Source organism: Cellulomonas sp., assembly GCF_035634735.1.
Classification (GTDB): domain Bacteria; phylum Actinomycetota; class Actinomycetes; order Actinomycetales; family Cellulomonadaceae; genus Cellulomonas.
The window spans coordinates 1-20,516 of sequence record NZ_DASQCJ010000113.1 but is presented as its reverse complement, the minus strand read 5'-3'; the positions used below and the strand labels follow the sequence as shown (position 1 = coordinate 20,516).

Here is a 20,516-nt window from a genome sequence, read left to right as displayed (position 1 = left end):
GAGGTCGGCCCACAGGCTGGTCTGGTGCCGGCTGACCCGCAGGCCGGTCTCCCACTCGGCGAGCTCGCGCGCCTCCGCGACCAGGGCGGCCAGCGGCTCGAGCGCCGGGTGGTCGAGCGACAGGTAGGTGTGGTCGACCAGGCGCATCCGCCGGCGGCCCTTCGCGAGCGCGGCGAACAGCGGGCCGAACGGCACCGTGCGGCCGTCGATGGTCACGGTGACGCCGAGGTCGAACCAGTCGGTCTTGTCGCAGGGCTGCGCGGTGACGGTGAGCACCGGCGCGCCGTGCAGGACGCGGTAGTCAGGGGCGGTGCCGACGGTGTCGACTCGGACGCCGGCGAGGGCGGCGATCCGGGGGAGCGCGGCGGTGACGAGGTCGGCGGCGTCGGCGTCGCGGAGCGTCGTGGGCGGGGGGAGCGGCGGGCGGCCGTCGGCGGGGCGGTCGTCGGCGGGGTGGTCGGGGTCGGCCGGGTCGGCGGGGTCGGCGGGGTCCGCCTCCGGCCAGCCGCCGGGCACCAGGTCGCCCGGCACGAGGTCGCGGGGGTCGGGCGCCGGGCCCGAGCGGGCGTGGCCGTCCCACCGCCACGTCAGGTCGACGACCCGGCCGGGCAGGTGCCGGACCGTCAGCACGAGCGTGGGCGGGGCCGGCGGCGGGACGACCACCGACCCGTCCGCGCTCGCGACGTCGAGGCCCGCGCGCAGGGCGGGCAGCCGCTCGCGCAGGAACGGCCCGGCCTGGTCCTCGGGGACGACGACGCCGGCGCGGAGGGCGTCGGCTACCGTGCGCCCGCCGGCCGCGTCGCCGAGCAGGGCGAGCTGCTGCGGCCCGAGCGGCTCGGCGGCCGGGGCCAGCAGCACCCGGCGCGGGTGGGCCGGGTCGACGACGTAGACGCCGTGGTCGCCGATCGCGTGCGCGTGCGCGACGGGGTGCGGCTCGCCGTCGACCGTCAGGTGCGCCGCGACCCGCAGGCCCGCGGCGCCGCGCGCGACGTCCAGGCCCAGCCGGGCCGCGCCCGCGCGGCGCACCTCGGCGCCGGCGCCCGACCCGACGAGCGGGATGCCGAGGTCCCGCGCCTGGTCCAGCAGGTCCCAGAGCACCGGGTTGACGAACTCGTCCAGGTACACCCAGGCGGCGTCCTGGCCCGGGACGGGCGGCTCGGCGGCGCGGTGCAGGGCGCCGACCTGGCAGAACCAGCGGTGCTGGTCGGCGTCGAGGTCGAGCCGGGCGCGCAGGTGCGGGATGTTCGCCCAGGTGACGCTGCCGCGGGTCCAGCCGCGGTCGGTGCGGGTCACGGGGCGGACGCCCAGGCGGTAGCCGGCGGTGCCGGGGTCCGCGGGCTCGCCCGGGCGGCGGGCGACGGCGGTGCGGGACACCGGGCCGTTCCAGCGCTCGCGGGTGCGGGGGGTCAGCTCGCGCAGCTCCACCTGCAGCGCGGCGCGGCGGGCGCGCGGGGCGGGCGCGGCGTCGCCCCAGGCGAGCAGGCCGTCGAGGACGGCGCGCCAGTCGCCGGGGCCGGCTGCCCAGGCGGCGGCGCCGGGCCGGTCCGCCCCGCCCGCGGACGGCGCGGGGGACGGGACGGCGGGCACGCGCCCGATCGTGCCACACGCCCCCGACACCGCCCGCGCGGCGGCCCTCCGCCCGCGAGTGCACATCGAACGGGTCGAGTGCCTATCCGCCGGATAGGCACTCGACCCGTTTCGTCTGCACTCGACGACCGACGCGCGGGTCAGGCCGGCTCGACCTCCGCGAGGACGGCCGTCAGCTGCTCGCGGGTGGTGGCGTCCAGGACGCGCTGCACGCGCTCGCCGTCGCTGAACACCAGGGCGATCCGGGACAGCAGCGACAGGTGCTCGTCACCGACGCCCGCGATGCCCACGACGACCCGCACGGGGTTGCCGTCCCAGTCGACCGGCTCCTCGTACCGCACCAGGCAGACGGCGGACCGGTGGATCGCGCCCTTCGCCTCGTTGGTGCCGTGCGGGATGGCGAGGTAGCTGCCCATGTACGTGGAGATGGTCAGCTCGCGCTCGAGCATCGCGTCCACGTACCCGGGGTCCACCGCCCCGGAGCCGACGAGCAGCGCCCCGGCCTCCCGGATGGCCTCCTCCTTGGACCCGGCGCGCCCCGCGGGGACGATCAGGTCCGCGCTCAGCAGCTCCGTCATGACGTGCTCCTCTCCGTCGCCCCGGCCTCGGCCTCCGCCCGGGCCTCGCGCACGACGTCGTCGTACACGGGGCTGGACAGGAAGTTGTCGACCGAGACGTGCCGGGCGCTGGGGGCGTGCCGCCGCGCCCGGTCGGTCAGCTCGCGCTGGGTGATGACCAGGTCGACGTCGTCCTCCAGGTTGGCGACGGCCTTGTTGACCACGGTGATGTCGGCGCGGCCGGCCTTCTTGAGCTTGTCGCGCAGGATGCTCGCGCCCATCGCGGACGACCCCATGCCGGCGTCGCACGCGAACACGATGGACCGCACCGGGGCCGCGGGCGCCCCCGGCTCGGCGTCCGCCCCGGCCGGCACCGCGCCGCCCTGGCGGGCCGCCATGGCGTCGAGCGCCGTGGACGACTTGCCCTTGTTGGCCTCGGTCTGGGCGATCGCCGCGGCGAGGTCGCCGCCGCCCGCCGCGAGGTCCTTCTTCCGCGAGGCCCGCAGGATGACCGCCGCCACCAGGAACGTGACCACGAAGGCCAGCACCACCGAGAGCGTCACCCCGACGAACGAGTCGCGTGGCGTCGCGGCGTAGACCGCGATGATCGACCCGGGTGCCGCCGGGCCGCGCAGGCCGCTGCCGAACACCACGTTCGTCGCGATGCCGGTCGCACCGCCGAGGATGGCCGCGACGATCAGCGTCGGCTTCATCAGCACGAACGGGAAGTACACCTCGTGGATGCCGCCGATGAACTGCACGACCGCCGCGCCCGGGGCCGACGACCGCGCCGCCCCGATGCCGAAGAACGTGTAGGCCATGAGGATGCCCAGGCCGGGGCCGGGGTTGGACTCGACGAGGAACAGCAGCGACTTGCCCTGCTCGACGACCTCCTGGGCGCCGAGCGGGACGAGGACGCCGTTGCCGATCGCGTTGTTGAGGAACAGCACCTTCGCGGGCTCGACCACCACGGCCATGAGCGGCAGCAGGTGGTTGTCGGCCATCCAGGACACCACGTTGCCCAGCGCGTCGGACACGCCGGTGATGATCGGGGCGAACCCGAAGAACGCCCCGACGGCCATCGCGGCGCCCAGGATGCCCGCGGTGAACATGTCGACGAGCATCTCGAAGCCGGGCCTGATCTTCCCGGCCCAGATCGAGTCGACCTTCTTGAGCACCCACGCCGACAGCGGGCCCACGATCATCGCGCCGAGGAACATCGGCACGGTGGAGCCGGTGATCATGCCGACCGCCACGATGGACGCGACGACGCCGCCGCGCTCCTTGTAGACGATCCGGCCGCCGGCGTTCGCGATCAGGATCGGCAGCAGGTAGGTCACCATCGGGCCGACCATGCCGACGTACTGCTGGAACGTGGTGCCGTCGTCGGCGAGGGCGAGCTGGGTGGCGGCGCCCTGCCAGCTGCCCGGGTCGTCGGCGTTGCCGAACCCGCCGAGGATGCCGTTCGGCAGCCAGCCGACGGCGATGAACAGCGACGTGATCAGGCCCCAGGCGAGGAACGCCGGGAGGTTCGGCATGATCATGGCGCTCAGGAACGCCCCGAACCGCTGGACGCGGACCTGGGCCTGCTTGCCCCGCGACGGGGCCGGCGCGGCGGTGGCTGCTGCGGTGGACACGGGGTTCACACCTCCCCGTCGCGGGGGGTCGGCCGGGCGCTGCGGCCCGGCGCGGAGAGGATCCTCATTGACCTGCTCCTTCGTGGTGGGTGACGGCGGCCTCGCGGCGGGCCGTCACGGCTCGATGGTGACCTTGATGCCCGCGCCCGTACGGACGACGTCGATGCCCTCGGCGACCTGGTCCAGCGGCAGCCGGTGGGTGATGAGGTCGGCGACGGGGACGCTCCCGTCGGCGATGTGCGCCAGCGCCTGGCGGTTGTGCTCGGGGCTGGACCCGTTCGCCCCGAAGACCGCCAGCTCGCGGTAGTGCACGAGGTTGGAGTCGAAGGTGATGGTCGGCCGGTCCTTCGGCAGGCCGCCGAACAGGCTGAGCCGACCCTGCGGGGCGAGCATCTGCAGCGCCTGCTCCTGCGCGACCCCCGAGGCGGCCGCGGTGATGACGACCGACGGGCCGCGGCCGTCCGTGGCCTCCTTGACGGCCTCGACCGGGTCGACCTCGGCCGCGCAGATCGCGACGTCCGGGTGCACGACCGCGGCGGCGAGGTCGAGGCGCTCGCGGCTGAGCTCGACCAGGATCACCTGCTCGGCGCCGCGGGCCCGGGCGAGCCGGACGTGCAGGCAGCCGATGGGGCCCGACCCGACCACGACGACCGTGTCGCCCTTGTGCACGTCGATGATCTCCTGGGCGTTGATCGCGCAGGCGAACGGCTCGGCGACGGAGGCCTCGGCGAACGAGACGTTCTCCGGGATCCGGTTCAGGCCGTCGACCTTCAGCACCTCGCGCGGCACGATCATGTACGGCGCGAACCCGCCGTCGAAGTCGTAGCCCATCGACACCTGGTTCGGGCAGATGGTCATGGCGCCCGCGCGGCAGAACTCGCACTCGCCGCAGGGGATCGCCGCGATGACCTGGACCCGGTCGCCCGGCGCCCAGCCCTCGACGCCCGCGCCGACCTCCACGACCTCGCCGGCGATCTCGTGGCCCATCACGCGGGGCGGCCGGATGCGCAGGTGGCCCGACGTCGAGATCTTGACGTCGGTGCCGCACATCGAGGTGGCGCGGACCCGGATCTTGACCTCGCCGTCCTGCGGCGACGGCTCGGGCGCCTCCTCGAGGCGCACGTCGCCGGGGGCGTAGAAGCGGAAGACCTTCATCTCTCTCCTCAGGGCTCAGGCCCGCACGACGCGCGGGCCGGCGGACTCGATCTCGTCGGCGAGCTCCGGGGCGACGCCGCTGTCGGTGACGACGGCGTCGACCCGGCCGAGCGGCGCCACCACGGCGAGCTCGGTGCGGCCGACCTTGGTGTGGTCCGCGAGCACGACGGTGCGGGCCGCGGCGGCCACGAGCGCGCGCTTCACGGTGGCCTCGGCGAGGTCGGGCGTGGACAGCCCGGCCTCGACGCTCAGCCCGTTGGTGCCGAGGAACGCCACGTCGACCCGGACGTCGGCGAGCGCCCGCTCGGCCCAGGACCCGACGGCCGCGAGCGTGCGGGGCCGCACGGTGCCGCCGACCAGGTGCAGGGTGACGAGGGGGAGCGCGGCCAGGGCGGTGGCGACCGGCAGGGCGTGCGTGACGACGGTGAGCTCGCGGTCCGCGGGCAGCATCTCCGCCAGCCGCGCGGTGGTGGACCCGGCGTCGAGGATCACGGACCCGCCCTCGGGGAGCTCGTCGAGCGCGGCCTTGGCGATCCGGTCCTTCTCGGCCCCGAGCTCGTGCTCGCGCTGCGCGAGGGCGGGCTCGTACCCCAGCCGCTCGACCGGGACCGCGCCCCCGTGCACGCGGCGCACCAGGCCCATCCGCTCGAGCGCCGTCAGGTCGCGGCGCACCGTCTCGGGCGTCACGTCCATCTCGGCGGCGAGCTGCTGCACCTCGACCCGGCCCGCGGCGCGCGCGGTCGCGAGGATCAGCGTGTGGCGCTCGGGCGGGTACACGACGGCGGTGTCCTGTTCCTACGGCGTGCGGCCCGTGGCGGCGCCGCGCCGGGCCTCGGTGCCCGACAGCCCCCACTGTGGCGGAGGACACACAGCAAAGTCAACAAAAACGGGGGAACACAGAGCGAACCAAACACGCATGCGGGGGCAAACGCAGGTCCGGTCGGCGCCGTCCGGGGTCGCCGGGCGTCCGCGGAGGTCACGCGCGAGTTCGTGCCGGCGGGAACACCGGGGTGGTCCGGGGCGTTGGGGAAGGCAGGATGAAGAAGCGATACGAAGACCTCGAGATGCAGGACGGCACGGTCGTGCGCTACCAGCGTCACGGCAACGGCGGCGGGCTCGTCGCCAAGGGGGCCGTCGTCGACGACACGGCGTACGTCGCGGACTCCGCCTGGGTGGACCCGGGCGCCCGCGTGGAGGCGCGCGCCCGGATCGGGCAGCACTGCTGGGTGGAGCCCGGCGCCCGCGTGGAGGTGGCCGCGACCGTCGGGTCGCACGTGCACCTGGCGCGCGGCGCGACGGTCGGCGCCGGCGCCTCCGTGGGCGTGCGCGCCGAGATCGGCGCCGACGCGCGCCTGGAGCCCCGCGCGGTCGTGGCGGCCGAGTCGCGGGTGGAGCCCGGCTCCGTCGTGCCCGGCACCGCCGCGCGCAAGGGCGGCCGGCTCGACCGGCACCTGGTGGCCTGACGCCCTGACCCCGCCGTTCCGGCCCGGTCCGCCCTCCCGGCGGACCGGGCCGTCGGCGTGCCCGCGGCCGGGCTAGCGGCCCGCGGGGCGGCGCTCGCCCGCGCGGACGGCGAACGGCAGCGTGTTGCCCGCGGGCGGCAGCGGGCAGGTGCCGTGGTCGCTGAACGCGCACGGGGCGTTCTCGGCGCGGTTCAGGTCGAGCACGACGGTGCCGTCCGGGCGAGGGTGGACGGCGAGCACCCGGAACGCGGCGGTCTCGCCGCCGTTGCTCGCGTCCCGGAACCAGATCGCCGGCTGCGCGCCGCCGGCCACCTGCAGTACGTGCTCCGCGCCGTCGTGGGTGAACCGGACGTGCCCGGCGACGTCGCGGCGGTGCCGCACCCGCCCCGCCACGGACCCGGTCTCCTCGACGGTGCCCGCGGCGGCCGGCTCGAACGCCGCCGCCAGCACCCACGCCGGGTCGTGGTCGAACCGGGGGACGCCGTCGAACGCGGCGACCGCCGGGGCCTGCGGGTCCCGGACGCGGACCCCGTGGTGCAGCGGGCCGCGGCCGACCGGCTCCAAGCGGCGGTCGCCGGCGCGCAGGTCGCCCGCGGCGCCGTCGGCGGCGGTCCACACCGAGGTGGGGCCGGTGAGCGGGGCGCCGTCGAGCGTCAGCGCGCCGGCGGGCCCGGCGCCCGGGTCGACGTGGATGCCCGCGGCGTCGGCCCACCACCGCCCGGGGAGGTCGTCGTACGCCGTCGGCGCCGCGGTGAGCCAGTGCAGCGCGGTGAGGCTGAGCCAGCCGTGCGGGTCGGCGAGCTCGGCGTCGCGGGCCGCGGCCCAGGCGCGCCAGGCGGCGGGGGCGGTGCTGCCGGAGGTCGGGGTCGTGCTGCTCACGCGGGTGCTCCTCGGGGGTCGCCGGGTCGCGAGGACGGTAGTCCCGGCCCGGACCGGTGGACCGCGCGCCGGGGCCGGGGTGAGACGACGTGACGGGACGGGGCCCGATCGACTGCACGGCGGCCGGGGCGCCGCCCGCCCGGCGCGCGGGCCCGGCGGGCCGCCGCGATACTGGCCGGCATGCCCACGTTCGCCGCGCTCGCCGCCCGGACGGAGGACCGGGTCACCTCCGTCGTCGTCCGCCTGCTCTCCCGCCGCGGGTACACCCCGCGCGTCGTCGCGTACCCGTCGTACGGGACCGTCGACCGGTCGCGCGTCCGCGCGCGGGTCCTGCTCACCGCCCCGGACGCCCCGACGCCCGGCAGCGTCGCCCGGCGCGGCTGGCGGAACCTGCTGTCGGCCGAGCTGCCGGACGCCGAGGTGCGGGTCCGCGCGCAGCCCGGCGACGGGCCCGACCTGCTGGTCGCCCGCACCGACCGCGGGGGCTACCTCGACGCGTGGCTGGACGTGCCGCTCGAGCCGGGCTGGCAGACGCTCTACCTGTCGGTCGGCGAGGACCGGGACGTGCCGGCGCCGGTGCAGGTGGTCGACCCCGCCGCCACGCACGGCATCGTCAGCGACATCGACGACACCGTGCTCGTCACGATGGTGCCCCGCCCGCACCTCGCGGCCTGGAACTTCCTGGTGCGCTCCGAGGCCCGCCGCAAGCCGGTCCCCGGGATGCCCGAGCTCTACGGGCGGCTGACCGCCACGCACCCCGACGCCCCGGTGTTCTACCTGTCGACCGGCGCGTGGAACACCGCGAGCGCCCTGTCCCGGTTCCTGCACCGCGTGGGGCTGCCGCAGGGGTCGCTGCTGCTCACCGACCTCGGGCCCACCGGCGCGGCGCTCATGCGGTCGGGGCGCGAGCACAAGGCCGCGACGCTGCGCCGGCTCGCCGAGGAGCTGCCCGGGCTGCGGTGGATCCTGGTCGGCGACGACGGCCAGCACGACCCGCAGGTCTACGAGACGTTCGCCGCCGAGAACCCCGGCCGGGTCGCGGCGATCGCGGTCCGCGAGCTCTCAGTGACGGAGCAGGTGGCGCAGAACGGCCTGCCCGGGCCGACCCCGGCGACCCGGCGCGCGGTGGACGAGCTGGAGCGGTCGTCCGTGGTGACCGTGCACGCGGCGGACGGGCGCGACCTCGCGGACCGGCTGGCGGAGGCGGGCGTCATCGCCTGAGGCCGGGAAGGGGCCGGGGCGGGCGCTGCGGCGCCGGCCCGGGAGGCGCTGCCCGGGCGGGCCGCGGGTGTCAGGACGCCGCGTCCGCCCGCCCGAACACCTGGCGCAGCGCGCGCCGGGCAGCGTACCAGCCGGACAGCCCGTGCACGCCCGGCCCGGGCGGCGCGGACGCCGAGCAGAGGTAGACCCCGGGCGCGCCCGTGTCGAACGGGTCCAGCCGGGGCGTGGGCCGGGTGAACATCCCCACGAGCGAGATCGCCCCGCCGGAGATGTCCCCGCCGACGAGGTTGGCGTCGTGCTCCGCGAGCCGCGCGGCCGGGATGCCCTGCGCCGCCACGACGGTGTCGCGGAACCCGGGCGCGAACCGCTCGACCTGCCGGATCACCGTCTCGGTGGGGTCGACGTCCGAGCCCGCGGGCACGTGCGCGTACGCCCACACCGGGCGCAGGCCGCGGGACACCCGGCCGTGGTCGAGCGCGGCGGGGTCGGACAGCAGGGTGAGCGGGTGCTCGGCGTGCCGCCCGCGGCCGACGGCGCGCTCGGCCTCGACGACCTGGTCGCGGCTGCCGCCGAGGTGGACGGTGCCCGCGCGGTGCACCTCGGGGTGCGCCCACGGGATCGGCCCGTCGACGACGAGGTCGACCTTCGCGGCGGCGTTCCCGTACCGGAAGCCGGCGTAGGCCCGGACCAGGTGCGGCGGCATGGCGTCGCCGAACACCTGCGCCACCAGCCGCGGCCCGGTGTCGAACAGGTACGCGCGGGCGGGCGGCAGGTCGGCCCGCCGCGCGACCGGGTGCCCGGTCACCACCCGCCCGCCGAGCCGCACCAGGTCCGCCAGCAGGGCGTCGACGATCGCCTGGGACCCGCCGCGGACCACCGGCCAGCCGTGCCCCGCGTGCGCGAGCGTCGTCAGCAGCACCGCGGTGCCCGCCGCCGCGAGCGACGGCAGCGGGGTGATGGCGTGCCCGGCGACGCCGGTGAGCAGCGCGGCGCCCTCCTCGGTCCGCAGCGCCGACGGCACCACGGACTGCCCGTTGCGCAGCACGGCGAGCGCGAACCGGGCGGCCGTGACCGCCGACCGGGGCGTCGCACCCGCGGGCACGCTGCGGTGGTCGCCGAGCGCGAGCGCGACGACGTCCTCCCACCGCTCCGCGAGGGGCCCGAACGTCGCCCGCCACGCGGCGCCGTCCGCGCCCAGCCCGTCGGCGGTGCGGTCCAGGTCGCGGTAGGCGATCGCGGCGCGACCGCCGTCCAGCGGCTGCGCGAACGACGCCGTCGGCGTGAGCAGGTCGAGGCGCTCGGGCAGCCGCAGCGAGCGGAAGAACGGCGACGCCCACGCCATCGGGTGCACCGCCGAGCAGATGTCGTGCGCGACCCCGGGCGCGAGGCCGAGGTCGAGCGTGCGCGAGCCCCCGCCGACGGTGTCCTGGGCCTCCAGCACCACGACCTGGAGGCCCGCGCGGGCGAGGGTCACCGCGGCGGCGAGGCCGTTCGGGCCGGCGCCGACGACGACGGCGTCGACCTCGCGGCCGCCCGGCCGAGCACCGGGCCGGCCGCCGGCGGCGGCCGCGGCACCCCGCGCGGCGGCGGCGAGGCCGGGCGAGGGCGCGGCGCCGGTCCGCCGGCCGCGGCGGGCGCCGTGCCGCGCGGGGCGCGCGCCGTCGCGGTCGGGGCGGTCGTCGCGGTCGGGGCGGTCGGCGGAGGACGAGGTCACGCCCTCGACCGTAGGCGGGATGCCTCGCGTCCGCACCGGCTGGTTCAGGCCCGGCCGGCCGCGCGGGCGAGCCGCACGGCCTCGGCCGCCCCGCCGGTCCACGGCTCGCCGTGCCCCGGGAGCACGAGGTCCGCGCCGGTGGCCGCGAGCGCGTCGAGCGACGCGAGGTTGAGCGCGCTGTCGGCGGTGGCCGCGCCCGCCACGATCCGGGGCCCGGTGCGGCCGGTGTACGGGTCGAGGGTGACCAGGGCGTCGCCGGACAGCAGCACGCCGCGGTCGGGCAGGTGCAGCGCGACGTGCCCGTCCGTGTGGCCCGGGCAGGCGATCACGTCGGGCCGGCCGGGCACCTTCAGCCGCGTCCCGGGCACGAGCGACCGGACGACCGTCACCCCGCGCACCCGGGCGGCGCCGGCGGCCACCATCGCGCCGAGGATCGGCACCGCGCGCGGGTGCCGGATCGGGTACGCGGCGCGGGGGTTCTCGTGCGCGTACCGGTACGGGTGCGCCGCGAGCCGGGCGTCCGCCGGGTGCACCCAGACGTCGACGTGCAGGTCGCGCATCGCCTGCCGGGCGAACCCGACGTGGTCGAAGTGCGCGTGGGTGAGCACCACCGCGCGGACGTCCGCGGGCGTCCGGTCGACGGCCGCGAGCAGGCGCGGCAGCGCCCGCCACATCCGGGGCAGGCCGGCGTCGACGACCGTGGCGCCGCGGTCGCCGGCGATCACGTAGCAGTTGACGTACGCGTGCTCCAGGCGGGCCACGCCGGGCGCGGGGACGGAGATCCTCACGACGCCCCCCGCCCCGGGGTCGCGTCGGCGCCGAGGCCGGGCACCGGCTCGGGCGGGCGCGGCACCTCGTCGTCCGTGCGGAAGCCGATCGCCTTGTGCGAGCCGTCGCAGAACGGCTTGATGCCCGACGCCCCGCACCGGCACAGCGCGACGGTCGCGCGGCGGCGGGGGACCACCCGGCCGGCGGCGTCGCGGATCTCGACCTCGCCGCGCACCAGGATCGGTCCGTCGGGGCAGGCGGTGAGGACCACGGGGGCGGTCTCGGCGGTCATGCGGTCTCCAGGGCGTGTCGTGGTGCGGGGGGACGGCCGGGGGCCGGGCCGGCGACGGGGGCGGGCGCCGCGCGGTGGGACCGCTCGGCGGCGGCGCGGGCGCGGAGCTCGCGGAGCGGGGTGGCGGCGCGCGGCAGCCGCGAGCCGCCGTAGCGGGCGCCGCCGGTGGCGCGCAGCGCGAGGACGAGCCAGGCGCACGCCCCGCGCTCCAGGAGCCACGCGGGGGCGAGCAGGTCGGCGCTCGCGGGGAACCGGGCGGTCCCGCCGGCGCGGCGCCGGCCCGCCTCCGCCACGGCGCACGCCGCGACGGCCAGGGCGAGCAGGGCGCGCGGACCCCGGCGCGCGGCCAGGACCACCACCGGGAGCACCGCCAGCTCGGCCGCGTACCGGCCCGGCTGGGCGAGGCTGTCGTAGGCCTGGCGCGGGCGCTGGCCGAGGAAGTGCGCCGTCGTCGGCGGCCGGCGCGGCACGTAGAGGTCGTCGGCGCGGCGGACGACGCCGCCGCGCGCCCGGGCGGTGCGCAGCAGCTCGAGGTTCTCGAACAGCACGTCGCCGTCGTAGCCCTCCGGCCCCAGCGCCGAGCGCCGCAGCGCGATCGTGCCGGGGTAGTCGCCGCCCGCCGCCCGGTTGACCAGGCTGCGCGCGGTGTCCCAGCGCGCGTGCCAGGGGAGCGGGTCGAACACGTTCTGCGGCCGGACCACGTCGGCGTCGACGAGCCGGTCGAGCACCGCGCCCAGCGTCGGCCGGTCGTACCGCACGTCGTCGTCGGCCAGCACGACGCGGTCGGCGCGCGCCAGCCGCAGCCCGGTGACGACCCCGGCCACCTTGCCGTTCCGGCCGGGGTGCGGGTCGGGCCGGACGTGCCGGACCGCAAGCGGGAACGCCCGACCGTGCGCCGCGAACCGCTCGTCGTCCGAGCCGTCGACGACCGTCACGGGCAGCCAGGCGACGAGCCGGCCGAGGTACGCGGCCAGGTCGGGCAGGTCGCGGTCGTCGGCCCAGCGCAGCGGCAGGACGTACTCCGCGTCCGCCAGCTCCGGGCCGCCCGCGGTCACGCTGCGCTCCCCACCGCCAGCGGTCGGCGCAGCGAGGACTCGCCGGCGGTCCAGCGCTCGATCTGGTGCCGCCCGACCCGGCCGTCGACCGCCAGGCACGCCGCCGCGCCGAACAGCACGTCGTCCCGCAGCGCGGGCTGCTGCTCGACGAGCCCGCCGGCCAGGTCCCGGCCGGCGATCTGCTCGTGCACGGCGTCCGCCTCGACGTGCTCGTCGAAGTACCAGGTCACGTCCGCGTCGTACCCGTGCCGCCGGAACCCGTTGCCGTACAGCCGGTTGGGCTGGGAGGAGGTCATCTCGAACGCCGCGAGGTGCCCGACGATGCAGCCGCGCAGCCGCCGGTGCAGGCCGAACAGGCTCATCATGTTCACCGACGCGAGGGTGATCGCCGGCACGTCGTCGACGTACCGGCCGTAGGTGTCGTCCAGGCCGAGGCCGCGCATCGTGCGGGCGAACAGCGCCGCGTGCATCCGCTCCGGCCGGCCGCCGCCGTACTCGTCGGCCTGGATCTCCACGAGCGCCGCCTTGGGCACGCCGAGCAGCCGGGGGATGGCCCAGGTGTGCGGGTCGGCCTCCTTCAGCTGGTAGACCGACCGCTGGACGAGCAGCTCGCGCAGCTGGTCGTCGGTGGCCCTGCGCGCGACGTACGCGGACAGGCTCGGCCCGTCGTCGCGGCTCGTGAGGTCGAACAGCGCCCGGGCGACCGCCGGGGCGAGGCCCTCCCGCTCGGCGTTCGCCTCCAGCTCGGCCACCAGGTCCGCGGGGACCTCGACGTCCCGGCGGAGCTGCGCCTCGAACGCGTCCTCGAGCGCCGCCCGCGCGCGCAGCAGCGTCGGGTCCCACTCCAGCCGGTCGTCGACGCCGTCGAGGCCCTGGTGGTGCAGCTCGTAGAGCGCCGTCAGCGCGATCTGCACGTCCTCGTCGGTGAGCAGGTCGGGCGACGCGGCGGCCGCGCGAGCGGCCTGGTCCGGCAGCCCGGCGTCGGTCTCGCCGGTCGTGAGGGCGTGCAGGACCCGCTCGCTGAGCGGGCCTCGGGGCGCGGGTGCGCGCATGGGTGGGGTCCCTCGTCCTGGGCGTGCCGCGCGGCGTCGCGCGGACGGGGCGTCCCCCGGCTGCTGGAGGGACGGGCGCGGGGCGGCGGGCGTGGCGTGCCGGTCCCCGTGCTGGTCACGCTAGCCGCGCGGGCGGGGTCGCGCGCGGCGAGCGGCCGCCCCGCCCGCGACCGGCGGCGGTGCAGGTCAGCGCCGTGCGGTGGCCGTGCCGGCCGGCGCCCAAGCCGGGGCCGTCGCGGCCACCACCTCCGGCCACGGCGTGCCGGTGAGGCCGAACGTCGCGGTGGTGGCGCTCGCGTCGAGCACGAACGGGCGCTCGAACTGGTGGAGCACCTCGCGGAGCTCGCGGAGCACCGGCACGACGGGGGACAGGGCGGTGACCGCGGCGCGGGGGAACCGGCGCACGCGGACCGGCCGCGGGTCGCCCGCGGCCGCCACCAGGTCGGCGAGCGCCGCGCGCACGGTGACCGGCGCGGGGCCGGGGACGTGCCAGGGGCGGCCCCACGCGCGCTCGTCGCCGGCGACCGCCGCGAGCGTCCGGGCCACGTCGTCGACGAACGAGAAGGAGCGGGGCGCGTCGGCGTCGCCGAACACGGCGGCGGTGCGGCCGGCCAGGGCGGCGTCGGCGTACCGGCGGAGCAGCCCCGTCGACGCGGTGAGCGTGGGTCCGACGTAGTCCGACGCGCGGACCTCGGTCGCGCGCACCCGGCCGGCCTCGTGGGCCGCGAGGGCGTCCCGCCACATCCGGGCGCGGAGCCGGCCCTTGTGCCCGGTCGCCGCGAGCGGGAGGTCGGGGGTCATCGGGACGTCGACGGGCCCGTAGCCGTAGAGGTTCCCGGCGGTCACGAGGACCGCGCCGCTGCGCTCCGCCGCGGTCAGGATCGAGGCGGCCAGCGGCGGCCACAGCCGCTCCCAGGCCTGGTAGCTCCCCGGGTTCGCGCAGTTGAACACCGTCGACGCGCCGCGGCCCAGGTCGGCGAGACGGGTGGCGTCGCTCGCGTCCGCGGCGACCCGGGTGACCGCGGGGTGCTCGGGCCCGCGACCGGAGCGGGTGACGACGGTGACGCGGTCGCCGCGGTCGGCGAGCAGGCGGGCGAGGGCGGACCCGACGGGGCCGGCACCGACGACGAGGTGGGAGGGCATGGCGGGCTCCGGGGGGTGCGTGGTGCGCGGCCGGTCACGAACGTGATCGGTGTTCGCTAGTGTGAACACTGTTCTCGTCGATGCGCAAGGGTGGGAGGTAAACGGGGTGGCCGGAGGTGTCGCGGCCGGCGCCGGGGCGGCCTCGTGCGAGGCTGGCCGGGTGACCGACGCCGACGCGCCCGCCGACGTGCCCGCCGTTGCGCCCGCCCGCGCGGGGGCGGGTGCCCCGCCCGGCCGGACCGGGGCGACGGGGGTCGCGGAGGGCGTGCGTGCCCGGGCCCGCCGCGAGCTCGTCGGCCGGATCGCCGACGCCGCGCGCGACCAGCTCGCGGAGGTCGGCGCCGCCGGCCTGTCCGTGCGCGCCGTCACCCGGTCGCTGGGCATGGCGCCGTCCGCGGTGTACCGGTACTTCCCGAACCGGGACGCCCTGCTGACCGCGCTGATCACCGACGCGTACGTCGGGCTCGCCGACGCCGCCGAGGCCGCCGAGCGCGCCGTGCCGCGCGCCGACCTGCTCGGGCGGTGGCTCGCGGTGCACCGCGCCGTCCGGGCGTGGGCCCTCGCGCACCCGCACGAGTACGCGCTGATCTACGGCTCGCCGGTGCCCGGCTACCGGGCGCCCGAGGACACCACGGTGCCCGCCGCGCGGGTCGCGCTGCTGCTCGCGGGGGTGGCGGTGGACGCGTGGGCGGCGGACGGGGGTGCTGCGGTGCCGGACGGCCCCGGAGCGCCGGTCCCCGCTGCGCTGCTCGCCGACGCGCGGACCGTGCTCGGCCTCGCGCTGTCGAGCCGCCCCGCCGACACGCGGCCGCCCGCCGAGGCCGTCGACCTGCGGGTGCCGCTCGCGGTCGTGGACGCCTGGACGGAGCTGTTCGGCTGCGTCAGCTTCGAGCTGTTCGGGCACTACCGCGGGGTGCTCGCCGAGCGGGCGGCGCACCTCGACGACGTGGCGACGCGGACCGCGGCGGCGGCGGGGGTGCGGGCACGGGGCTGACGGGTGGCGCGGGCGAGCGGTGCTGCCCGGCGACCGGCGGCCGGGGCGCCGCTGGGTGCGTAGGTGCTCGGTCCGGCTGGGTGCCGGCGCGGCCGCCCTAGCGTCAGGAGGGCCGCCGCGCGCGCCGCGCGGCCGCGCTCCCGGGGAGGGTGAGGCGCATGTCCGACGGCCACGGTCCGCAGCCGGCTCCGGAGGTGCCGCCGCCCGCACCGGCGCCGACGGCGCCACCGCCGCCGCCCTCGCCGGCCCCGCCGGCCGACGCGGAGGCCGACGGCGTCTCGCTCGCCGCGTTCATCACCGGCCTGCTCTCGCTCGGCCCGGTGCCGCTCGTGCTCGGGATCGTCGGCTACCAGCGCTCGCGGCGGCGCGGCGCCCGCGCGCCCTGGATGGCGATCACCGGCATCGTGCTCGGCGCGGTGTCCACGGCCGGCATGCTCCTGATCGGGCCGCTGCTCGCGCTGTCGCTGCTGCTGGTGAGCCACGTGTCGCACGGTGCCGACTGGCACCACTCCGGCGGCTCGTGGTCGCTGACGTGGGACGACCCACGCGGCGACCGCGTCGCGCGGGGCGACGCGCGTCCGTGAGGTCGGTGGCGGCGGGGTGCGTCAGGCCAGGGCCAGGCCCTCGACCACCTCGACGCCCGGCATGGTCGCGAGCAGCGAACCCGGCAGTGCGATCTTGGACCGGCGCAGCCCCGACCCGATGATCACGGTGCCGCCCGCCTCCGGGTCGGCCTCCGCCACGCCCGCGTCGAGCAGCACCCGGTAGCCGGTGGGCAGGCCGATCGGCGTGATGCCGCCGTACTCCATGCCGGAGTCCTCGACGGCGCGGTCCATCGGCAGGAACGAGGCCTTGCGGACGTCGAGCAGCCGCTTGACCGCGCTGTTCACGTCGGCGCGCGTGGTCGCCCGCACCACGGCCGCGGCGACCCGCTCCTCGCCGGCGCGCTTCCCGGACACCAGCACGCAGTTCGCCGACACCACCAGCGGCAGGTCGTAGGCGTCGGTCATCGCGGCGGTGTCGGCGAGCTCCGGGTCGATCTCGGTGACCTGCACGGCGTCGGCGACCTCGGGCGCCACGGCGGCCCAGCCGGACAGCGCGGCGGCGGTCGACCCGGCGAGCAGGTCCAGGCGGTCCACGGCGCGCGACCAGGTCAGGGATCCGAGCGTGAGGGTCATGGCGGCAGGCTACCCACCGGGTCGCGGGGGCGCCGGGCGGTCCTCCCGGTGCGTCACGGCGTGCTCCGCCCCATCGCCCGGTCGCGTCGTTCCGGGTCCATGCTCTCCAGCGCATACCGGAACGCCACGCGCGGCATCACGTGGCGACGCGCCATGAGGTAGCCGAACACCTCGTCCGGGTGGGCGTGGCTCGCGGACCTGAGCATCCAGCCGTACCCCTTGCGGACGAGGTCGTCGCCGTCCCCGAGCAGCGCGTCCGCGACCCGCAGCACCGTGCTCAGGTGCAACCCGCGGCGTGCCGGGCGGACGAACGACACCGCCGCCCCGCGCCGCACCCACCGGTTCGGCGAGGCCGCCCAGGCCGCCACGGCCGGTGCGACCTGCGGCGCGGACTCCAGCAGCCGGCCGACGGACTCGCCGCACAGCGCGTCGCAGGTCGCCCAGTTGTCCACCCACGAGTCGAGCCACCGCCCGAAGACGTGGACGTCTGCCGGGCGGTACGCGTCCGACATCGCCTGGGCCCAGTAGCCCGCCACGTACGACTCCTCGAGCCACCCGGAGCAGCCGAGGGCGTCGCAGAGCCGCCAGACGCGCTCGACGTCGCGCGGCTCCAGTGCCTCCAGGGTCCGCTCGGCGATCGTGCGGACGGTGGCGACGCGGACCCCGAAGGGGCGCACGGGCTCCCTGAACGACCGCAGCCCGCGGACGCGCAGCTGCTCGTCGGCGGCGCCCTCCAGCGCGGCGCGCACGCCGCCGAGGAAGACGCGGTCGGCCGGGGTCAGGGTCGTGCGGCTCATGGCCGGGCCTCCCGGTCGGCCGGGTGGGGACGCGCCCCGACGCGCTCGACCCGGCCCCCGTCGGTGCGGCGGGTCAGGGCGGGCTCGCCGGCGTACCGGACGATGCCTCCGCCCCGGACGGACACGTCGAGCGTGTGGGTGACGTCGACGAGGGCCTCGGCGTCGTCGCCGACGGCGAGCGTGGCGCGTCCGGCTCGGAGGTCGCCGGCGTCCAGCGAGGCGGGGCCGTCGAGCCGGACCGTCAGCGCGTCCGACCGCCCGGCGAGGACGACGCCCGCGCGGCCCTCGACCGTGAGGTCGACGGCGTCGGCGTCGATCCCGCGCACGTCCAGACCCGCACCCTCGTGGACGGTCAGGCGGACCCGCGGGCCGGTCACGTCGTCGGCCGCGGCCTCGCCGTCGACGACGACCAGCTCGGCGAGCTCGCGGACGGTGAGGTGGTAGGTGATGGCGCCCCAGGACGGGTGGGCCGACGCGCGGCTCGACCCCAGCTCCAGGGCGCCGTCCTCGACGCCCGCCACGAGGTGGGCGTGCGTCGCGGGCAGCGCCGTGACGGTCAGCGACGGCTCGCCGCGCGTGATCGTCAGCGTCCCCGGCGTGGCGAGCACCACCGTCCCGACGTCGGGCACCTCGACCTCCTCGGAGACCGCGACGGGGTGGCGGACAGTGCCGTAGTCGGCGTCGCACGCGCTGAGCCCCGGCGCCACCGTGGCCGCGGCGACGGTCGCGCTCACGACGGCGACGTCGATCCCGCGGGGACGTCTCACGGCTGGTCCCGCGACGCGGAGCCCGCCGGGCGGCGCGAGGGGCGCAGGCGCCGCGCGAGCCACCGGGCGGCCCGCCGCCACCACGGGGGCGGCGGTGGCGCGGGCTCCTCGTCGGGGCCGACGAGGTCGATCGCGAGGGCGGCGCGTCGCATGAACGCCTGGACGGGTGCGATCTGGTGGGGGTCGGGGTCCTGCCACATCGGGGGGTGCTCCTCCGGTCGGGGTGCCCCCCTCAGCCGGCCGGCCCCTGCGGGCCGGTGCGCGCGGCGCAGACGCACGGGTCGACGACGCAGTCGAGGTCGGTGCTGGGCTCCGACCGGCTCGACCTGGCATACTGTACATGCTGCATATGCACAGTAGGAGAGGTAGTTCATGCGCATCGTCGTCTCCAACCGGGCGGACGCCCCGCTCTACGAGCAGGTCGCCGAGCAGATCAGGGCCGCCGTCCTGACCGGCGAGCTGCGCGACGGCGACGCTCTGCCGTCCGTGCGCGCCCTGGCGCGGGACCTGCGCATCTCGGTCATCACCACCACGCGGGCGTACTCCGAGCTCGAGGCCGCCGGGTTCATCACGACCGTCCCGGGCAAGGGCGCCTTCGTGCTGCCGGTCGACTCGGCCCTCGTGCGCGAGCAGCTGCTGCGCCGCGTCGAGGACGGCCTCGGCGCGGCGATCGACGCGGCCCGGCTGGCCCGGCTGGGGCGGGACGACCTGGTCGGGATGCTCGACGTGCTGCTGGCCGCGACGGACGCGGAGGAGGCGGAGCGCGCCGCGGACGCCGGGCGGGCGGACCGGTGACCGGCCTCGCGCTCGCCCTGCACGGGGTGACGGTCCGGGTGGGCTCGTTCGCGCTGGAAGACGTCTCGTTCGAGCTCCCCACCGGGTACGTGCTCGGCCTGGTCGGGCCGAACGGTGCGGGCAAGACCACCGCGATCCGCACCCTGCTCGGGATGCTCCGCCCGGAGTCCGGCCGGGTGGAGGTGCTCGGGCGGACGCTGCCCGCGCCCGACGACCTGCGGCAGGAGATCGGCGTCGTGCTCGACCGGCCGAGCCTGGTCGAGGACTGGCGCCTGGACGACGTCGAGCGCGCGCTGCGCCCGTTCTACCGCCGCTGGGACGCCGACCGGTACGCGGACCTGCTGGCCGGCTTCGGCCTGGACCGTCGCGCGAAGGTCAAGGCGCTGTCCCGGGGGATGGCGATGAAGCTGCAGATCGCGGTCGCGCTGTCCCACGACGCGCGGCTGCTGCTGCTCGACGAGCCGACCAGCGGGCTCGACCCGGTCGCCCGCGACGAGCTCGTCGGCATCCTCGGCGACTACCTGGTGGACGAGGGGCGCAGCGTGCTGTTCTCGACCCACATCACCTCCGACCTCGAGCGCATCGCCGACCACCTCACGCTGCTGCGCGCCGGTCGCGTCGTGCGGACCGGGACCCGCGACGACCTGCTCACCGCGTACCGGCTGGTGCGGGGGAGCGCCGAGGAGCTGCCCGAGGCCGGCCTGGTGCCGCTGCTCGGCGCGCGCCGCACCCCGGTCGGGGTCGAGGCGCTGGTGGCGGCGGACGACGTGCCGCTGCTCGGGCCGGACGTGCTGGTCGAGCGGCCGACGCTGGACCAGGTCGTCGTCCACCTCGGCGCCCCGGCGACCGCGCGGACGGCGGTCGTCGCGTGACCGGGCTCGTCGCCGCGGTGCGGTTCGACGTCCTGACCGTCCGCCCGTACGCGAAGCAGATGCTGCTGATGGTCGCGGGGGTCGGCTGGATCTCGGTGATCAGCACGCCGCCGTCCGCCGTGGTCGCGGCCGGGTCGGTGTTCGCCGCGCTGGTGGCCGCCTACCCGTTCGCGATCGGGGACAAGAACGACCTCGGCACCCTGCAGTCGGTGCTGCCGGTCGCGCGCGCGACGTTCGTCCGGGCGCGCTACCTCGCGGTCGTGGGGCTGTGCGCCGCGTCGCTCGCCGTGTGCACGGTGCTGGCCCTGGTCGCCTCGGCCGCCCGGGACGTGCCGGTCGCGGCCGGCGAGCTCGGCACGGTCGCCGCCGTCGGGTACGCGCTGTACGCGGTGCTGGTCGGGCTCCAGCTGCCCGTCTACTACGCGCTCGGCTACCCGCGCGGCCGGCTGGTGGCGTACCTGCCGCTGGTCGGGGTGTCGGCCGCCGTGGCGGGCAGCACGGCGCTGCTGGGCGACCGGGCGCCGGACCTCGATGCGTGGCTGGCGGCGCGGCCGGGCGCGCTCGCGCCGGCGCTGGTGGTCGGGGCGACG

22 protein-coding genes and 1 pseudogene are annotated in these 20,516 nt (G+C 77.6%); 7 read left to right on the top strand and 16 right to left on the bottom strand.

The genetic code is table 11. The features are described from left to right. From VER05_RS10100 to VER05_RS10080, 5 genes and pseudogenes are all read right to left on the bottom strand, one after another. Window positions 1-1,587: pseudogene (locus VER05_RS10100) on the bottom strand (hypothetical protein); the annotation flags it as partial. Between the two features lie 140 nt (window positions 1,588-1,727). Continuing rightward, window positions 1,728-2,165, bottom strand: a complete 438-nt coding sequence (locus VER05_RS10095) for a PTS sugar transporter subunit IIA (protein WP_324845227.1) — start codon at window positions 2,163-2,165, stop codon at window positions 1,728-1,730. Further along, window positions 2,162-3,688, bottom strand: coding sequence for a PTS mannitol transporter subunit IICB (locus VER05_RS10090; RefSeq protein ID WP_324845228.1), 1,527 nt, complete (start codon window positions 3,686-3,688; stop codon window positions 2,162-2,164). The genes VER05_RS10095 and VER05_RS10090 overlap by 4 nt, the downstream gene beginning before the upstream one ends. A gap of 207 nt (window positions 3,689-3,895) precedes the next feature. Then, the gene (locus tag VER05_RS10085) at window positions 3,896-4,936 is read right to left on the bottom strand and encodes a zinc-dependent dehydrogenase (protein WP_324845226.1); all 1,041 of its coding nucleotides are present in this window, start codon (window positions 4,934-4,936) and stop codon (window positions 3,896-3,898) included. Between the two features lie 15 nt (window positions 4,937-4,951). Then, a complete protein-coding gene (locus VER05_RS10080; RefSeq protein WP_324845225.1) occupies window positions 4,952-5,713 on the bottom strand; it encodes a DeoR/GlpR family DNA-binding transcription regulator in 762 nt (253 codons plus the stop codon). Window positions 5,714-5,973: 260 nt separating this feature from the next. Here VER05_RS10080 and VER05_RS10075 point away from each other — a divergent pair, with 260 nt between their 5' ends. Beyond that, on the top strand, window positions 5,974-6,399 hold the full coding sequence (locus tag VER05_RS10075; RefSeq protein ID WP_324845224.1) for a transferase: 426 nt from the start codon (window positions 5,974-5,976) through the stop codon (window positions 6,397-6,399). 72 nt (window positions 6,400-6,471) lie between these two features. Here VER05_RS10075 and VER05_RS10070 read toward each other — a convergent pair whose 3' ends face one another. Further along, window positions 6,472-7,278 (bottom strand): DUF1684 domain-containing protein, encoded by an 807-nt coding sequence (locus VER05_RS10070; RefSeq protein WP_324845223.1) that lies wholly within the window; start codon window positions 7,276-7,278, stop codon window positions 6,472-6,474. 180 nt (window positions 7,279-7,458) lie between these two features. Between VER05_RS10070 and VER05_RS10065 the strand changes: the two genes are divergently transcribed. Then, window positions 7,459-8,499 (top strand): App1 family protein, encoded by a 1,041-nt coding sequence (locus VER05_RS10065; RefSeq protein ID WP_324845222.1) that lies wholly within the window; start codon window positions 7,459-7,461, stop codon window positions 8,497-8,499. Between the two features lie 70 nt (window positions 8,500-8,569). On the opposite strand, the gene VER05_RS10060 is transcribed toward VER05_RS10065, so the two are convergent. The 6 genes from VER05_RS10060 to VER05_RS10035 form a co-directional block, all read right to left on the bottom strand. Continuing rightward, window positions 8,570-10,213, bottom strand: a complete 1,644-nt coding sequence (locus VER05_RS10060; protein WP_324845221.1) for an NAD(P)/FAD-dependent oxidoreductase — start codon at window positions 10,211-10,213, stop codon at window positions 8,570-8,572. Window positions 10,214-10,257: 44 nt separating this feature from the next. Further along, window positions 10,258-11,001 carry an MBL fold metallo-hydrolase gene (locus VER05_RS10055; RefSeq protein ID WP_324845220.1) on the bottom strand — a complete coding sequence of 248 codons (744 nt, stop codon included), beginning with the start codon at window positions 10,999-11,001 and terminating at the stop codon, window positions 10,258-10,260. Continuing rightward, window positions 10,998-11,273, bottom strand: coding sequence for a CDGSH iron-sulfur domain-containing protein (locus VER05_RS10050; protein ID WP_324845219.1), 276 nt, complete (start codon window positions 11,271-11,273; stop codon window positions 10,998-11,000). Before VER05_RS10050 ends, VER05_RS10055 begins: the two co-directional genes overlap by 4 nt. After that, window positions 11,270-12,328, bottom strand: coding sequence for a glycosyltransferase family 2 protein (locus VER05_RS10045; RefSeq protein ID WP_324845218.1), 1,059 nt, complete (start codon window positions 12,326-12,328; stop codon window positions 11,270-11,272). Before VER05_RS10045 ends, VER05_RS10050 begins: the two co-directional genes overlap by 4 nt. After that, a complete protein-coding gene (locus VER05_RS10040) occupies window positions 12,325-13,380 on the bottom strand; it encodes an iron-containing redox enzyme family protein (RefSeq protein WP_324845217.1) in 1,056 nt (351 codons plus the stop codon). Before VER05_RS10040 ends, VER05_RS10045 begins: the two co-directional genes overlap by 4 nt. Window positions 13,381-13,566: 186 nt before the next feature. Beyond that, window positions 13,567-14,523, bottom strand: coding sequence for an NAD-dependent epimerase/dehydratase family protein (locus VER05_RS10035; protein WP_324845216.1), 957 nt, complete (start codon window positions 14,521-14,523; stop codon window positions 13,567-13,569). Between the two features lie 160 nt (window positions 14,524-14,683). Here VER05_RS10035 and VER05_RS10030 point away from each other — a divergent pair, with 160 nt between their 5' ends. Together VER05_RS10030 and VER05_RS10025 are read left to right on the top strand one after the other, a co-directional pair. Beyond that, window positions 14,684-15,517: a TetR/AcrR family transcriptional regulator gene (locus VER05_RS10030; protein ID WP_324845215.1), complete on the top strand. Its 834-nt coding sequence runs from the start codon at window positions 14,684-14,686 to the stop codon at window positions 15,515-15,517. Between the two features lie 158 nt (window positions 15,518-15,675). Then, on the top strand, window positions 15,676-16,101 hold the full coding sequence (locus tag VER05_RS10025) for a DUF4190 domain-containing protein (RefSeq protein WP_324845214.1): 426 nt from the start codon (window positions 15,676-15,678) through the stop codon (window positions 16,099-16,101). A gap of 21 nt (window positions 16,102-16,122) precedes the next feature. Here VER05_RS10025 and VER05_RS10020 read toward each other — a convergent pair whose 3' ends face one another. From VER05_RS10020 to VER05_RS10005, 4 genes are read right to left on the bottom strand one after another with little or no spacing between them, the layout of a single operon-like run. Continuing rightward, the gene (locus VER05_RS10020) at window positions 16,123-16,695 is read right to left on the bottom strand and encodes a YbaK/EbsC family protein (RefSeq protein WP_324845213.1); all 573 of its coding nucleotides are present in this window, start codon (window positions 16,693-16,695) and stop codon (window positions 16,123-16,125) included. A gap of 53 nt (window positions 16,696-16,748) precedes the next feature. Beyond that, on the bottom strand, window positions 16,749-17,492 hold the full coding sequence (locus tag VER05_RS10015; protein ID WP_324845212.1) for a DNA alkylation repair protein: 744 nt from the start codon (window positions 17,490-17,492) through the stop codon (window positions 16,749-16,751). After that, the gene (locus VER05_RS10010) at window positions 17,489-18,259 is read right to left on the bottom strand and encodes a GIN domain-containing protein (protein ID WP_324845211.1); all 771 of its coding nucleotides are present in this window, start codon (window positions 18,257-18,259) and stop codon (window positions 17,489-17,491) included. The genes VER05_RS10015 and VER05_RS10010 overlap by 4 nt, the downstream gene beginning before the upstream one ends. After that, window positions 18,256-18,459, bottom strand: a complete 204-nt coding sequence (locus VER05_RS10005) for a hypothetical protein (protein WP_324845210.1) — start codon at window positions 18,457-18,459, stop codon at window positions 18,256-18,258. Before VER05_RS10005 ends, VER05_RS10010 begins: the two co-directional genes overlap by 4 nt. A 172-nt stretch (window positions 18,460-18,631) precedes the next feature. Between VER05_RS10005 and VER05_RS10000 the strand changes: the two genes are divergently transcribed. The 3 genes from VER05_RS10000 to VER05_RS09990 form a co-directional block, all read left to right on the top strand. After that, the gene (locus VER05_RS10000; protein ID WP_324845209.1) at window positions 18,632-19,054 is read left to right on the top strand and encodes a GntR family transcriptional regulator; all 423 of its coding nucleotides are present in this window, start codon (window positions 18,632-18,634) and stop codon (window positions 19,052-19,054) included. Further along, window positions 19,051-19,926: an ABC transporter ATP-binding protein gene (locus VER05_RS09995; RefSeq protein ID WP_324845208.1), complete on the top strand. Its 876-nt coding sequence runs from the start codon at window positions 19,051-19,053 to the stop codon at window positions 19,924-19,926. The genes VER05_RS10000 and VER05_RS09995 overlap by 4 nt, the downstream gene beginning before the upstream one ends. After that, window positions 19,923-20,516, top strand: a 594-nt coding sequence (locus tag VER05_RS09990; RefSeq protein ID WP_324845207.1) for an ABC-2 transporter permease, incomplete at its 3' end; no start/stop codon positions are given. The genes VER05_RS09995 and VER05_RS09990, both read left to right, overlap by 4 nt.

Excerpts from the sequence above, each read along its gene's own strand:
- VER05_RS10095 (WP_324845227.1), bottom strand. The coding sequence starts at position 2,165 with ATGACGGAGCTGCTGAGCGCGGACCTGATCGTCCCCGCGGGGCGCGCC.
- VER05_RS10090 (WP_324845228.1), bottom strand. The coding sequence starts at position 3,688 with ATGATCATGCCGAACCTCCCGGCGTTCCTCGCCTGGGGCCTGATCACG.
- VER05_RS10085 (WP_324845226.1), bottom strand. The coding sequence starts at position 4,936 with ATGAAGGTCTTCCGCTTCTACGCCCCCGGCGACGTGCGCCTCGAGGAG.
- VER05_RS10075 (WP_324845224.1), top strand. The coding sequence starts at position 5,974 with ATGAAGAAGCGATACGAAGACCTCGAGATGCAGGACGGCACGGTCGTG.
- VER05_RS10065 (WP_324845222.1), top strand. The coding sequence starts at position 7,459 with ATGCCCACGTTCGCCGCGCTCGCCGCCCGGACGGAGGACCGGGTCACC.
- VER05_RS10050 (WP_324845219.1), bottom strand. The coding sequence starts at position 11,273 with ATGACCGCCGAGACCGCCCCCGTGGTCCTCACCGCCTGCCCCGACGGA.
- VER05_RS10040 (WP_324845217.1), bottom strand. The coding sequence starts at position 13,380 with ATGCGCGCACCCGCGCCCCGAGGCCCGCTCAGCGAGCGGGTCCTGCAC.
- VER05_RS10035 (WP_324845216.1), bottom strand. The coding sequence starts at position 14,523 with ATGCCCTCCCACCTCGTCGTCGGTGCCGGCCCCGTCGGGTCCGCCCTC.
- VER05_RS10025 (WP_324845214.1), top strand. The coding sequence starts at position 15,676 with ATGTCCGACGGCCACGGTCCGCAGCCGGCTCCGGAGGTGCCGCCGCCC.
- VER05_RS10020 (WP_324845213.1), bottom strand. The coding sequence starts at position 16,695 with ATGACCCTCACGCTCGGATCCCTGACCTGGTCGCGCGCCGTGGACCGC.
- VER05_RS10015 (WP_324845212.1), bottom strand. The coding sequence starts at position 17,492 with ATGAGCCGCACGACCCTGACCCCGGCCGACCGCGTCTTCCTCGGCGGC.
- VER05_RS10005 (WP_324845210.1), bottom strand. The coding sequence starts at position 18,459 with ATGTGGCAGGACCCCGACCCCCACCAGATCGCACCCGTCCAGGCGTTC.
- VER05_RS10000 (WP_324845209.1), top strand. The coding sequence starts at position 18,632 with ATGCGCATCGTCGTCTCCAACCGGGCGGACGCCCCGCTCTACGAGCAG.